The sequence below is a fragment of the Klebsiella planticola genome, from assembly GCF_000783935.2.
In the GTDB taxonomy this organism is placed as follows: domain Bacteria; phylum Pseudomonadota; class Gammaproteobacteria; order Enterobacterales; family Enterobacteriaceae; genus Klebsiella; species Klebsiella planticola.
In genome coordinates this window covers 4,445,997-4,460,417 of sequence record NZ_CP026047.1, presented here as the reverse complement: position 1 = coordinate 4,460,417, position 14,421 = coordinate 4,445,997, and the positions used below count along the sequence as shown (strand labels likewise).

Below are 14,421 nucleotides of genomic sequence, written 5' to 3'. Positions count from 1 at the left end.
ATGGCCGGCGGATGGGAACGGGTTGCTTTTAATGGTTAAACAGTGACGCTGTCACTTATCAGGCCACGCCGAGATAGGCATTTCTCACCTCCGGGTTGTTCAGCAGCTCCCTGCCCGTTCCGCTTAATTGAATCTGGCCATTCACCATGACGTAGGCGCGGTCAGACAACTTCAGCGCATGATGCGCATTTTGTTCCACCAGAAACAGCGTCATGCCCTGCTGCGTCAGCTCTCGCAGGATCTGGAATATCTGTTTGACCACCAGCGGCGCCAGTCCAAGACTGGGCTCATCCAGCAGTAACAGTTTTGGCCGGCTCATCAAGGCGCGGGCAATGGCCAGCATCTGCTGCTCGCCCCCCGATAACGTCATGGCGCGTTGCGCCCGTCGCTCTTCAAGACGAGGAAAAAGCTGATACATGCGCGCTTTGTCCTCATTCTGATAGCGGCTGCCCACGGGAATGGTCCCCATCAGCAGGTTTTCTTCCACCGTCATATCGGCAAAAATCCGTCGCCCTTCCGGCGCCTGGGCAATACCGTTACTGGCAATAAAATGGGTAGACCGTCGGCTGATATCCTCGCCGCGATAGCGAATCTCTCCTGCGGCGATGCGTGGCTGGCCAAAAATAGACATTAACAGCGTGGACTTCCCGGCGCCGTTGGCGCCGATCAGCGCCACCGTCTCTCCTTCATTCACCGTTAAGGAGACCTGTTTCAACGCCTGGATCTGGCCATAGAACACATCCACCTGACGAAATTCAAGCAACGGTTGGCTCATTCGGCAAGCTCCTCTTCATCCGTCCCCAGATAGGCCGCGATCACGCTGGTATTTGACTGAATCTCCTTCGGTTCGCCGCGGGCGATCACATCGCCATGATCGAGCACGATCACGTGATCGGAAATCTCCATCACCATCCCCATGTCGTGTTCAATCAACAATACCGTCACGCCGTGATACTGGCGCAGGAAGCGGATAATCTTGCTCAGCGCCTGGGTCTCAACGGGATTAAGCCCCGCCGCCGGTTCATCCAGACAGATCATCTCTGGCCCGGTACACATCGCGCGGGCAATCTCCAGCCGCCGCTGCTGCCCGTAGGAGAGCGTTCCCGCCAGCAGGTTAGCGCAATCCGCCATACCGACCACCTCCAGCCAGTAGAAGGCCCGATCCAGCGCCCGGTTTTCGGCGTTTCGATACCCGCGGGTATTTATGATCCCGGCGAGTAAATTACGATTTACCTGCATATGCTGGGCCACCAGCAGATTTTCAATCACCGACATCTCACGAAACAGCCGGATATTTTGAAAGGTTCGTGCCAGCCCCGCCCGGTTAACCAGATGCGTCCCACCGAACATTTTGTAATACAGTCGCGATCCCAGCGCGGCTGGATGGAGAAAATCCGTCGGATGAAGCTTTTGTCCCAGTACCTGAATCACGTCGGTGATCCGCGAACGGGCATGCAGCCTGATCGCCCCGCCGGTTGCCCGATAAAACCCGGTCAGACAGTTAAACACCGTGGTTTTCCCCGCGCCATTAGGGCCAATCAGCGCGGTAATCGACCCTCTTTTGACCTCAAGATTGACATCATTGAGCGCTTTAATGCCGCCAAAATGCATCATCAGATGCTCAACCTGCAAAATATTGTCATTCATGGCGCCACTCCCTTCCGTACCGCCACCCCCGTACGACTGGTACGCACCAGCCCACGCGGCCGCCAGATCATCATCAGCACCATCAGTACGCCAAACAGCAGCACCCGATATTCGTCGAACCCCCTGAGCAGTTCCGGGGCCACCGTCAGGACAAACGCTGCCAGCACCACCCCCAGCGTCGAGCCCATTCCCCCCAATACCACGATGGCCAGAATCAGCGCCGACTCAAAAAAGGTAAACGAGGTCGGGTTAACAAATCCCTGATAGGTGGCAAAAAAGACCCCGGCAATTCCTGCCGTAGAGGCTCCCAGCATAAACGCCGAGAGCTTCACCAGCACATGGTTCAGCCCCATAGCCCGACAGGCTATCTCATCTTCACGCAGCGCCTCCCATGCGCGGCCGATAGGCATTCGCGTCAGCCGGTGCTTAATAAACAGCACCAGCAGGACCACCAGGCAAAGCACGGCGTAGATAAAGATAAATTTGAGGTTGGGGTTATAGCTGATGTGCAGAAACTCGTGGATCGGCACCCCGCCGTCTTTTGCCCGCCGGCCAAACTCGAGGCCGAACAGCGTCGGCGCCGGGACGGATACCCCATTCGGTCCGCCGGTAAAACTGACCCAGTTATTCAGCACCAGACGGATAATTTCACCAAAGCCGAGGGTGACAATCGCCAGATAATCGCCATGCATTCGCAGCACCGGAAATCCCAGCAGCGCACCGGCCAGCGCCGCCATAATGGCGCCTGTCGGCAGCATTGCCCAGAATCCCAGCCCCAGATACTGATAACCCAACGCCAGCCCGTAGGCGCCAATGGCATAAAAGGCCACATAGCCCAGATCGAGCAGGCCCGCCAGCCCGACCACAATATTCAGCCCCAGTCCCAGCAGGACATAAATCAGCCCAAGAATCGCGACCGTCAGCAGATATTTCGTGGCGATGATCGGGAACAGGATGGCGAGGAGCGCCAGCAGCGGAATGACCCAGCGCAGCCGCGAACGATAACCGGCGGGTCTCACGTATACGCCATCATTCGTTCCTTCAAAGCGGGCAAGGAACTGGCGACCGCTGCGACTTTGCAGCATCAGACTGAGCAGCAGTCGCCCGATCATCACGATGCCAACCAGTATCAACACCCGCTGGGTTGACAGATTGTAACTGTAACCTTTCAGCACAATGCCCACGATCGGGCCAAATACGATAAGCGCACACAATCCGGCCAGGATGCTGTCGATCAGGCAGCGCCTGATATCCACTCCTGGCTTACGGGACACTTCAGCCATGTTTGACCCCTTAAACCTTGGCAACCATCGGGCGACCCAGCAGCCCTTGCGGGCGGAAAATAAGGATCGCCACCAGCAGCGCGAAGGAAAAAACATCTTTATAATCCGAGTTCACCAGCCCGGCGAACTGCGCTTCGGCTACCCCCAGCAGTAAACCGCCGAGCATCGCGCCGGGTAGCGAGCCGATCCCCCCCAGCACGGCGGCAGTAAAGGCTTTGATGCCGATGATAAAACCGATATAGAAATCAAAAGTGCCGTAGTTCATGGTCACCAGCACTCCAGCCAGACCGGCCATCGCCGCGCCTATGACAAAAACCAGCGAGATCACCCGATCGGTATTAATCCCAAGGATGGCGGCCATTCGTCGATCCTGCTGCGTCGCCCGGCAGATACGACCGAGCCGGGTATGCTGGATTATCCAGGTCAGGACGATCATGCCTACCAGCGCCGCGACGAGGATAAAGATTTTGGTCCAGGTGATTTGCACGATGCCGTCGCCAACCTCAAAACGCAGTACGCCGGAGAGCAGCGTCGGGATCCCCTGTTGATTGGGACCCTGGCTGATTTGTACGTAGTTCTGCAGAATAAGCGACATACCGATAGCCGAAATCAGCGGTGCCAGGCGGGTCGAGTTGCGCAACGGCCGGTAGGCGATACGTTCGATAGTCCAGCCGTAGACCCCGGTCACCACAATGGTGAAGACCAGCGTGCCGAAGATCAGCAAAGGAAAGGAGTGAATCCCAAATCCGGAGAGCAACGCCAGCCCGATAGCGCACAGATAGGCGGAAATCATGTACACCTCGCCGTGAGCGAAGTTAATCATGCCGATAATGCCGTACACCATGGTATAGCCGATGGCGATTAATCCATATACGGCGCCTAGCGTCAGCCCATTGATCAATTGTTGTAGAAAGAACGCTTCCATAGACACCATCCTGCCGGTAAACGGGCAGCGAACAGCCTGGCGCACCGCCGCTGCCTTTTCGCGAATAGCCCCTTGTGAAGGGGCGGAAAGTTCTGGCGGTTAGAGCTGGTGATATTTGCCTTTATCATCCCACTTATAAACCACGTAATCCGATACCTTCAGATCGCCCTTGCCATCCCAGGCTTTTTTGCCCATCACGGTATCGACGCTGTGGTTTTTCAGCCATTCGCTGGCTTTGGTGTTATCGGCTCCGACGGCATTATAGGCTGCGGCGATCGCCTGGATCGACGCGTAGGCATACAGGGTATAGCCTTCCGGTTCGAAACCGCTGGCGCGGAATTTTTCAATGACGGCTTTCCCTTCCGCAATGGTGCGCGGATCCTGACCGAAGGTCATCAGCACGCCGTCAGTGAACTGCGGGCCGCCGGCAGCGGTCACCAGCTCTTCCGTCACGATACAATCGCCGGAGAAGAATTTCGCCTGTACCCCCTGTTCCCTCATCTGACGAACCAGCGGGCCGGCTTCCGGATGGCAGCCGCCGAAATAGACCACGTCAGGCTTCAGCGCGCCAATTTTGGTCACCAGCGCGTTGAAGTCCTTCTCGCCTCGGGATAGCCCCTCGTACAGCACCTCTTTCGTCCCGCGTTTCGCCAGCGCGGCGCGGGTGGCATCCGCCAGCCCCTGGCCATAGGTATCTTTATCGTGGATCACGGCGATTTTCTTCGCCTTTAGCACATCCAGCATATAGTTCGCCGCAATAGCCCCCTGCTGGTCGTCGCGACCGCACATGCGGAACATATCTTTCATCCCGCGTTCGGTGATTTGCGGGTTCGTCGAGCCCGGGGTGATCGTCAGAATACCGGCCTCGTCATAGACCTCTGAGGCAGGCATGGTGGATGACGAACAGAAATGCCCCACCACGGCGGAGACGCCGGACTCATCGACCAGACGGTTCGCCACGGCGACCGCCTGTTTGGGTTCACAGGCATCGTCCCCCTGAACCAGCACAATTTTTTCGCCTTTAATTCCTCCCGCCGCATTAATATCCGCCGCCGCTTGCGAGGCCCCTTTCCAGTACTGGGCGCCATAAGTCGCATTCGGCCCGGTAAACGGTCCGGCAACACCAATCTTCACATCCGCCTGTGCGTAAAATGCCATGCTCATACAACCCGCAATCGCAAAATGAAGAGTCAACTTTTTAAGTTTCAGAGACATTCGATATTCCTCAGCGATTTATAGCCTTGCGCCCTGTAATGGCGCGGAAAATATCAATTACTGTTTGGTTTGCCGAAGGCTGACACTGTGCCGTCACGGCCGGGGTGGAAGAAGCAAAAATCCCGCCAGGGAGAAATGGCGCGTCAGATCGCTTAGTGATGGATGGCAATAACGCGTGATAACAACGTTACCGCCTCCGGCTGACGTGCATTTCTGTACGAGTCAGGAGGTCTGTTGCCATCACGTGGCGAGTCGGGAACTGCGGCGTCCATATCGACCAGCGAGCTAAACATAGTTGCTCTTTGCACTCGTTGCGCACTGCCCTGGTGCAAAAGTGCGAAAATGATCATGAGAGTGAATAATTTTGTTGCGGTATTGTGAACAATATAACAAGACGTGCGAGAAGCGGCGCGTTAACGGGGATTCCGCGCTATGGACTCATAGCCCACTCTTATGATTTCCATCGTGCAGGAGGAGCTCACTTCCGGGAAAAGGAGGCGATAACGACCCGACGCTGTCGCGGCGTAGTTAACCGCCAGGGCCCGCCCTGCCAACATAACAGCAGGTCAGACGCGGGGAATACACACACTGATTGACTTGAATTCGAATCGTAGGAGAATGCATCTTCACGCAACGGCCTATAACGATGACGAATATGATTTTCTGCTCTCGTAGCGTCCCTGTTTTCTTTAAAGCGACCCTGTCCGCCGCGGCGGTGGCCGCCGCGCTGCTGTTGGTTAGCTGTTCCGGCAAACCGCCCGCCTCTCTGGTGACTCCGCTTCCCCCGGCGCTGAAACAGCCCCATTTACCCAAAACCCATGAGCCGGTACGCGGCGTCTGGCTGACAACGGTGTCTCGTCTTGACTGGCCGCCTGTCGCTTCGGTGACGATTGGCGACCCAGCGGTTCGTATCCGCCAGCAGCAGCAAGCGTTGACCGATAAACTGGATAAGCTGCAAAGCCTCGGCATCAATACCGTCTTCTTCCAGGTCAAACCGGATGGCACCGCGCTGTGGCCGTCAAAAATTTTGCCCTGGTCCGATATGCTGACCGGCCATATCGGCCAGGATCCGGGCTACGACCCGCTCCAGTTTATGCTCGATGAGGCCCATAAACGCGGTATGCGGGTCCATGCCTGGTTTAACCCCTATCGCGTCTCGGTGAATACCCGGCCAAAAACCGTCAGCGAACTCAACGGGACCCTCTCGCAGATCCCCGCCAGCGTTTTCGTGCTGCATCGTGACTGGATTCGTACCGCCGGCGACCGCTTTGTCCTCGACCCGGGGATTCCGGAAGTGCGCGACTGGATAACCAGCATCGTTGCCGAAGTGGTGGAACACTACCCGGTTGACGGCGTGCAGTTTGATGATTATTTCTATACCGAATCGCCGGGTTCCGCGCTGAACGACACCCAGACCTACCGGAGATATGGCCAGGGATACGCCTCCAAAGCGGACTGGCGGCGACACAATACCCAGCAGCTGATTGCCCAGGTGTCACGCACCATCAAACAGCTCAATCCCGATATTGAGTTTGGCGTCAGTCCTGCGGGCGTCTGGCGTAACCGATCACACGATCCGGCAGGTTCCGATACCCGCGGCGCGGCGGCGTATGATGAGTCTTACGCCGACACCCGCAGCTGGGTTCAACAGGGCCTGCTTGACTACATCGCCCCCCAGCTGTACTGGCCCTTTGCCCGTGATGCGGCCCGCTATGATGTGCTCGCTAAATGGTGGGCCGACGTGGTGAAACCGACCGGTACCCGGCTGTATATCGGCGTGGCGCTGTATAAAATTGGCGAGCCGTCGAAAAATGAGCCCGACTGGATGGTCAACGGCGGCGTTCCGGAACTGAAGAAGCAGCTGGATTTGAACGAATCGATGCCGCAAATCCAGGGGACGATTCTGTTCCGGGAGAACTATCTCAACCAGCCGCAAACTCAGCAGGCGGTGAACTACCTGAAAAGCCGCTGGGGAAGTCGCGCCGGGCCTTCGCTCAGCCCGACGGTAACGCCGCCATTGCGTTCTGCAAGCGTGAATGGACCCACAGTAAGCGATCGGTGATCGCCTCATACACCGGTGGTGAAAAGTCATGCGGTAAAGTTTCCTTTACCGCAGCAACCGCGTGGGGAACGTTATCGACAAAATAGCGCAGAATCTCCAGCATCTGCTCCTCGGCAAACCCCACCTCTTTCGCCGTGGCGAGGAAATGACGCGGATAGAGCGTCTGGATCTCCGTTTTGCGCCCTTTACTGGCCTTCAGGCTCATTGACAGCCGGAGATCGCTCAGGTGCAGCCCCTTCCCGCCAAGCAGCGGAAACGCGGAGATAATGTCGTAGAATGGGGTTAAGCGATAGCTGCCGCCCGGCTGGAGGAAGATCGAGAAGTTTTTCGCGTGGCCATCGGTTGCGCCAATCAGCCACTGGAACACCATAAACTTCATAAAGTTATAGCGATCCTCGAGCGCCTCGCTGGATCCAACCAGAAAAGCCATAATCGCCCGAATGCCCGGCCCGCCGTCGGACTCATACTTAATCGATGACGGAATACCGAAGGCCTGACACAGATCTTCCTGCGGTAAACGCAGCAGCACCGTCTTCTCCTGCGCCCAACGACGGTCGAAACGCTCAACCGCCAGCGCCCTGATGCTGGCGGTCTGGATAATGCTGGCGCGCGGAACGGCAAAACCCAGCGCCCGGGCCAGCGCCAGACACAAATATTCGTTATCTACGCTTTCGCTGAGATCCAGCACCGCATCCGGCTGTTTGATCTCGCCGATAGGCAGTTTAATGATATGGGTGGTCGGCGTGGTCCCCGTCGGTATACACCACTGCTCGCCGATTTTCAGCAGCGCGGTTTTCTCCTGGGCCCCGGCCACCGAGATCCTGAAATCATCGTGTTCGTTGACCATCCCGAGCGGTATATCCGACTGGTAGGCCGTCAGCAGCGCATCCAGGGCGTGGCTATCCAGCGCCTCCCAACTCAACGCTCTCCGGGTTGCGTTTTCCCCTGGCGGGAGTAACGTGACCGCCCCGACGCTGTCGCGTCCGATCTCGGCCAGCAGATCAAAAGGCTGCTTTGAACGCGCCTGATAGCGCTTAACAATGCGGTCCCGCACCCGCGGGCTGTCCGGCAGCAGGTTGTCAAAATAGTTAAACACCGCATCGTCGGTGATGTTACCGTACTGCAGCGGGAGCGACAGAGAGAGCGGCCTGGCGCGAGGATTGCGCATCCACGCCTCTTCATAGCGAAAGAGATGGGCGCCGTTCGCCTGCTTGATAAGTTCGCCGACTCGCTCATTGTTCATCCATGTCACGAGAGTAGCCATTACCAGTCCAGATCCTGTGGGTTATCACTGCTATCGTTGGTATCCGGCGCATTTTTTTCGCAAATCGCCATCGACAGTTCCAGTGACTGTAAAATTTTAAACACCGTGGTTAACGTCGTTTTCTCGGGATGATTTTCAAAGTTAGAGACGGTAGCCTGTTTAATCCCCATACGCTGAGCCAGATCGCTCTGCGTCCACTGGTTTTTCTGGCGCACCAGCTTGAGATAGTTTGCCAGCTGAACCGGGCTGTATATTCCTGGTGAAGGGCTCATCATGTCTCCTTATCCTCTTCTGCGGATAAAACACTATTTATACCCTGTCGGGGATAATGTCAACCCGGTCACTCGGCGGCAACGTCATGTTATCCCCACCAAGGGATAAATATAAAAATATCCCCTGATGGGGATATTTCAGCTGTGTTTTGCTTTGATCAGACGAGCAGCGTGGGGGAAAAGCACGGTACCGGACGGCGGGCTCAGCCGTCGACCAGCTCATCGTAGAAGGTCCGCAGACGCGAACGAAGATAGAGAACGGCTTTATGTTTGCGCGAGAGCAGCGCCTGTTCGCTGGCACCGCACTCTTCAGCCAGCTCCCTGTAGCTGTAGCCTTGCAGTTCGGTCTTCTCAAAGACCTCGCGCTGGGCGGCAGGCAGTTCGGAGAGCGCCTGATTCAGCGCATCCCAGAGCAGCGCTTTCAGATACTCCTCTTCCGGCGTTTGCGGTACGCCAAACAGCGTTTCTGAGAGCTCATCCTCCGGCAGATCGTCGTCCGGGTTCACGTAGCCCGATAAGGGCAGCTCGCGCTTTTTTCGCGCCCGATCGGTCATCTCGTTACGTGCCGCACGAAACAGCCAGGCCGCCACGTTCTCTACCGGCTGTTCCACGGTCATCAACTGACAGGTGACTTCCTGCAGAATATCATCCGCATCGTCGCGCACCGGCGTCCGCCCGCGGATAAACGCTCTCAGCCGTGAGCGACAGGCGTTGATTGCCGATAGCAACAGCGACTCCCCGCCTGGCCCTGTTTTCATCTGACTCACTCGTCTGGCGTCGTTTTGACCGCGTCGTTTTGCGGCGGGGTGTTCTCCTCCCGACGTTCGCGCCAGCCGCAAGGCCCACGCGGGTCGCGAGGCGCGCGATGGTGGAAGCGCTGAATAAACTCTTCGCGCTGTTCCGGGCTCATCTTCATCCAGCGTTCATGCATCCGGCGACGCATCCCGAACATGCCAGGGCGAAAACCCAGGCCACCAAACAGAATACGCGATAGCGCCAGAATACCTAACGCCTGCCAGAAACCGATACTCTTGACGCCAAGAATGGCCGGCAGCAGCGCATTCCACAGCGACATCACCAGCAGCCCAAGAATCGCGATCAGCACCACGCCGATAATCAGCGGTTTAGCCATTCGATGATGGCCGAACCGGCGATCGCGCGCATAGCCGTGCATTCCAAAATCTCTCATCTGTGTGACCTCATTAACGTAGTAAAAAGTAACCTTGTGCCGAGGTAGACGAATGAGCGGCGGGAATATTGCTAAAGAAATAAAAAAAAGCGGCATGTTGCGCAGTTCGATGGCAGTCAGCGCAAACGCGGTTAAAAGCTCATTGCTAAACCGACGCCATAGCCCCGGGTATTATCCCCGAACATATAGCGGGCGACGAGACGCGTGCGGCTGATGAACACGGGATACTGGCTGCTGTCGAGCTCCAGCCCGACCCCCAGAGAACTAAGACCGTTAAACCCAAGCTGCCCGCGCTGATCGCCCAGATATTCGGTATGCGCGCCTTCCAGCACGTAGCGCACCGGGCTTTTCAACAGCGTCCAGTCGGAAATGGGCGCGCGGCGGCGCAGATACAGCCCAATGTTTTCGGCGCTGGACTGTCCGCTGACGGCTTCCGGCGTGCTGCCAAAGGTTTGCAGGCTCATGCCGGAATAGCGCAGTTCAACATCGATATCCTGCTCTTTGGAGAACAGTTCGTAATCCAGCATCAGCGAACCGCCGAGCCCGTAGGCATTGAGCCGTCCGCCGTCAAGAAATTTAAAATCCGCATTCCGCTTCTGCTCAATCAGCCGGCTGCCGATCCGCACGTCGCTGGCCATGGTCCCCAGCATAAAGTTAAAAATGGGCCGCAGGACCAGCGTACCGCCCCACCTATCGGTATACAGATTGAAGTCCCAGCCGATGCCGCCGGTACCGGTCAGACTGTTCCACTTCGCCGGAATATTGCGGCTGTCATCGCCGTTGCTCAGCACAAACTGCGGATCGTAGCGACTGTAGCCCAGCGTCCCTTCTAAATAGATCGGATAACGTTTACTCAGGGTCGCACCGCCGCCGAACTGGGTAATCGACAGCTGATTTTTCTCGTTGCTGCCGGAACCGATATTGAGGTCGCTGGCGGTGACATCGGGGACGACGGTGTAGCTCATCAGCATCAGCACGGCATCGGCGCGCTGTTTTAAATGGCTACCGTCAAGGGCAAAACAGGCCGGACTGACCAGCAATAAGGTCGCAGACAGAGTGCAGGCACATGGCAAAGAAACCGTCATTTCTTATTTGAAACCTCACCCGAAGATCAAAGGGTTACCCGAAACGCCCGGGCTGATAATGAAATACTGACCTGACGAAAACAGCGGATCGGTATGATAGTTCAGTATAGTGATAGTTTGATATCCATCCTGACGCGTCAACGCGCGGATCGACGCATTTTCTGGCCCGACCATCAGTCGCCCGCGCTCTCAGGCGCGCGTTGCAGGACAGCGGTTCAGGCGCTTTTTTCCGCCAGCCAGACCGTGCGACCACCGCAGTGCGGGTCGTTGACAACATGCTTCAGTAGTGCAAAACCGTGGGTTTCCAGCTGCCGGCGATACGCTTCCGGCGCCAGACTGGCGTGATAGAGCGCCTCCCCCTCAAACTGCCCGATAGCTTCCCCATCGTGGTTACCACTGGTAAACATCAGCGGCGCGTGCGCACGGGCATGCGCCGCAAAGCGGGCAAACATCGCGCGCTGGGCGTCGCGGGTCAGATGGAAGAAGCTGTCCCACGCCAGCAGCGCGTCAAACTGCTGACCCAGCGCCAGGGTGCGCATATCCGCCACCGTCCACTGCTGATGCGCAAAATCCTGGCGGCAGCGGGCAATCATCGCCGGAGAGGAATCGATGCCGGTCAGCCGATATCCCCGGCGGATAAAGTAGGCCGCGACAGGCGTTCCGTTGCCGCAGCCAATATCGAGAATATGGCCGCCGGGTCTCACCCGCGCAAGAAACGTATCCAGCCAGGGTTGTTCAAACAAGTGGGTTGAACGCAGTTCCGCCCAGCGTCGGGCATGGCGCTCATACAGATCGATGATCTTCTCAGCGCACGGATTATCGAGGGGGGAAGGTTCCGGGGATGGCATAGGTTGTGGCTCCAGGTTTTAATATTTTTCGACCAGATGAAGCTTTACCTGGTTTCGCCCTTCTTTCTTCGCGGCATACAGCGCTTTATCGACGCGATTAAACAGCTGATCGATCTCTTCACCCTCCTGATGTTCCGCGACGCCGATACTGACCGTCACCGTCCCGGCGTGCTCGGGGATATGATAACAGCTGACCGCGTGGCGAATCGCTTCCGCCATCGCCAGTGCCGGCGCGATTGTCGCACCGGGGAGAAATAATAAAAATTCCTCCCCTCCCCAGCGATAGATCTGGTCCTGAATTCTGGCGGCGGATTCAAGAATTCGGGAAATAGCCAGCAGCACCTCATCGCCTTTTTGGTGTCCGTAGCTATCATTAATCGCTTTAAAATTATCGACATCAACCAGCAGCAAGCAAAAACCGTCAGCATGAAATAACGAGGAATCAACAATACGATAAAACTCGCGTCGGTTAAGTAATCCGGTTAAAGGATCGTGAGTGGCCGCAAATTCAAGTTCTTCCTTCAGATTCACCTCTTCAGTAATGTCATGAATAATACACAGCATCAACCGTATATGGTTCAGCACCACCGGCCCGGCATAGGTCTGAACATAGCGGAGAGAACCATCGGACAGAATATGGGTAAAATTAAGCGGCTTGTGGCCGCCGGGTAAGCTTGCCACGCTGCGCATAACGGGAAGCACGTCCCTTCCCAGGGTATTGATCTGCCAGGTATGGCGAGTGCGCATCTCATCGGCCGTGTAGTTATAAAACCGCAGCGCGGCGATATTCGCATCAATAATTCGCCCGTCCTGTTCAGGGTCGATCAACAGCATCGGGGCGGAACTGGTCATAAAAAAGCGCGAAAAGAAACTATTGCTGCGCCGTTTGTAGGTATGCGCGGGGAGCGCCTTAAACGAGTCATTTTGCTGCAGGATCTTTACGGCTTCGAACAGAATTAATGTGTCATATTCTTCGGATTTAATCAGCGTGGTTTTACAATAAATCGGACTCAGACCTTCCGGGGTTTGAATGGTCCACACTTCAAATACTTCAGCAATATTTTTGAAGTAATACAGATAATTCTGCAGGCTGCGTTGCGGACAGCTGGAGAGCGTGCCTTTGCGCATTTCATCCAGCGACATCGCTCCACTCAGGGTTCTGGAGGCCTGATTACTGTAGACGACGACTTCTTTAAAAGGATGAACCACCCAGACAGGGGTGCTTAGTAAATCAAAAATCATTAACTCTTTTAATAACATGCGGCCCTCCAGCGAACAGGCACCCCGCTTCTGAACGACGCTCTCATCGCCAATCTGGCCCAACGGCGTAAGCTAATGAAATGATGTCGAAAGTTCAGGCATGAGATCAAGACGCCGGAAGTATAGTTCCTTTTTGATTATGGAAAGTGTACCGGGAAAGCAAAACGGCGCTGCCGCGGACAGAAGCCAGGCATTCTCCCCGGCGCTCGCCGTTGCTGAATTATTTCTCGATACGCTCAAGCTGGGTTTGATCCGCCCGTTCGGCGCGATCGGCCAGTCCCTGGAACTGCCCGGGAGTATAGAAGGTCTCCGGTACCGGCAGCATCTGCATGTCCTGCCCCGGATGAATTTGCAACTGTCCAAGCGCGGGGAGCGAAAAGCCGTCCACCGTCTGCGGCAGGGTTAACCGCCAGGGCGTCGTCCTCTCGAACGGGACCGGCGTCGGCAGCCGATCGTCGCTCATATCGTAATTGCGTTTGAGCACCAGAAATTTATCCGGAACCCGCCGCTGGCTATTCCACCAGTCGCCATCCAGCTTGCGGAACATGCTTTCCGTTTCGCTGCGCGGAGCCACCATCAGTTTTACCAGCACCTTTTTCAGCGCGGCTTCCATTGCCTGGTTATAGTCGTCAACCGAACCGGCATGGCCGTGCAAAATGACGCTGATGGCCAGCCGGGCGCCCAGCAGATTAGAGTAGAGATCTTCCGGGGAAAAGGCGGAGATTTCCTCCGAAAACCCCGGAACTGACTGGAAGCCATTCCACTGCGCAATTTCATGCCATTGCGCAAGCTCATAGGCCAGACGGCCTGCGAGCCAGGCGGCAATCTCATAGCGCCGGGACAGGGCGGCCGGCGGCATAAAAGCATTGAGCTGGATCCGTCTGATGCCCAGCTCCTCGCTGTAGAAAATGCGCCCCGCTTGTCCAAGATGCGGGTAAATACGGGAGAAGAGATAAAAAGTATTATCCGCGGTATCGCGCACGTGGGCGATATCGATAAACCCGCCACGACGGGTATAGATCAGCCCGTTTTCTTCTTCACTCAGTCCGACGAGGTTTTTTACCGCCCCCAGCGCGCTGTCGTTGTAGCGATGTTTACCCAGCGTATCGAGCGTCAGGACATTACCAATTTGATAGACCGGGATCGGCACCCCAATCGCTCTGACATGCAGGTCATAGCCAAACGCACAGCACGGACGCAGCGATTCCGGCGGCGCCAGATGGCTGACCACCGGTTTGACCCGGGGAGCGGGAACGACCGGTAAGAGCGGATCCTTCGCGCACACCGAGAACGCGGCCGCCAGTAAAAATAACAAGCCATGACGCATCAACATTGTCTCCAGGACATAAACGGACGCTCGCAGGCGGCATC

The 14,421-nt window shown here is 56.5% G+C and carries 14 protein-coding genes; 1 reads left to right on the top strand and 13 read right to left on the bottom strand.

Features of this window, described 5'->3' with window-relative positions:
- Window positions 1–58: 58 nt before the first annotated feature.
- The 5 genes from MC50_RS21360 to MC50_RS21340 form a co-directional block, all read right to left on the bottom strand.
- Window positions 59–775, bottom strand: coding sequence for an ABC transporter ATP-binding protein (locus tag MC50_RS21360; protein ID WP_032687729.1), 717 nt, complete (start codon window positions 773–775; stop codon window positions 59–61).
- On the bottom strand, window positions 772–1,647 hold the full coding sequence (locus MC50_RS21355; protein ID WP_032687730.1) for an ABC transporter ATP-binding protein: 876 nt from the start codon (window positions 1,645–1,647) through the stop codon (window positions 772–774). The genes MC50_RS21360 and MC50_RS21355 overlap by 4 nt, the downstream gene beginning before the upstream one ends.
- Entirely contained in the window at window positions 1,644–2,930 is a 1,287-nt protein-coding gene (gene livM, locus MC50_RS21350; protein WP_032696203.1) for a high-affinity branched-chain amino acid ABC transporter permease LivM, read from the bottom strand. Before livM ends, MC50_RS21355 begins: the two co-directional genes overlap by 4 nt.
- A 10-nt stretch (window positions 2,931–2,940) precedes the next feature.
- Window positions 2,941–3,855 (bottom strand): ABC transporter permease subunit, encoded by a 915-nt coding sequence (locus MC50_RS21345; RefSeq protein ID WP_015584333.1) that lies wholly within the window; start codon window positions 3,853–3,855, stop codon window positions 2,941–2,943.
- 99 nt (window positions 3,856–3,954) lie between these two features.
- Window positions 3,955–5,013 (bottom strand): branched-chain amino acid ABC transporter substrate-binding protein, encoded by a 1,059-nt coding sequence (locus tag MC50_RS21340; RefSeq protein WP_162180097.1) that lies wholly within the window; start codon window positions 5,011–5,013, stop codon window positions 3,955–3,957.
- A 712-nt stretch (window positions 5,014–5,725) separates the two neighbouring features.
- Here MC50_RS21340 and MC50_RS21335 point away from each other — a divergent pair.
- Window positions 5,726–7,132, top strand: a complete 1,407-nt coding sequence (locus tag MC50_RS21335) for a glycoside hydrolase family 10 protein (RefSeq protein WP_032699891.1) — start codon at window positions 5,726–5,728, stop codon at window positions 7,130–7,132.
- Here MC50_RS21335 and MC50_RS21330 read toward each other — a convergent pair.
- The 8 genes from MC50_RS21330 to MC50_RS21295 form a co-directional block, all read right to left on the bottom strand.
- Window positions 7,065–8,396: a type II toxin-antitoxin system HipA family toxin gene (locus MC50_RS21330; RefSeq protein WP_032687736.1), complete on the bottom strand. Its 1,332-nt coding sequence runs from the start codon at window positions 8,394–8,396 to the stop codon at window positions 7,065–7,067. The two genes, MC50_RS21335 and MC50_RS21330, sit on opposite strands and share 68 nt — an antisense overlap.
- A complete protein-coding gene (gene hipB, locus MC50_RS21325; protein ID WP_032696205.1) occupies window positions 8,396–8,668 on the bottom strand; it encodes a type II toxin-antitoxin system antitoxin HipB in 273 nt (90 codons plus the stop codon). The genes MC50_RS21330 and hipB overlap by 1 nt, the downstream gene beginning before the upstream one ends.
- A 203-nt stretch (window positions 8,669–8,871) precedes the next feature.
- Window positions 8,872–9,426, bottom strand: a complete 555-nt coding sequence (locus MC50_RS21320; protein WP_046852510.1) for an RNA polymerase sigma factor — start codon at window positions 9,424–9,426, stop codon at window positions 8,872–8,874.
- 5 nt (window positions 9,427–9,431) lie between these two features.
- Window positions 9,432–9,857: a hypothetical protein gene (locus tag MC50_RS21315; protein ID WP_032687741.1), complete on the bottom strand. Its 426-nt coding sequence runs from the start codon at window positions 9,855–9,857 to the stop codon at window positions 9,432–9,434.
- 131 nt (window positions 9,858–9,988) lie between these two features.
- On the bottom strand, window positions 9,989–10,942 hold the full coding sequence (locus tag MC50_RS21310; RefSeq protein WP_032687742.1) for a hypothetical protein: 954 nt from the start codon (window positions 10,940–10,942) through the stop codon (window positions 9,989–9,991).
- Window positions 10,943–11,157: 215 nt separating this feature from the next.
- Window positions 11,158–11,790, bottom strand: coding sequence for a class I SAM-dependent DNA methyltransferase (locus MC50_RS21305; RefSeq protein WP_032699859.1), 633 nt, complete (start codon window positions 11,788–11,790; stop codon window positions 11,158–11,160).
- Between the two features lie 18 nt (window positions 11,791–11,808).
- Window positions 11,809–13,050 carry a GGDEF domain-containing protein gene (locus tag MC50_RS21300; RefSeq protein WP_032699861.1) on the bottom strand — a complete coding sequence of 414 codons (1,242 nt, stop codon included), beginning with the start codon at window positions 13,048–13,050 and terminating at the stop codon, window positions 11,809–11,811.
- A gap of 220 nt (window positions 13,051–13,270) precedes the next feature.
- Complete coding sequence (locus tag MC50_RS21295) at window positions 13,271–14,377, bottom strand: DUF4056 domain-containing protein (RefSeq protein WP_032696210.1); 1,107 nt, start codon at window positions 14,375–14,377, stop codon at window positions 13,271–13,273.
- Window positions 14,378–14,421: the final 44 nt, after the last annotated feature.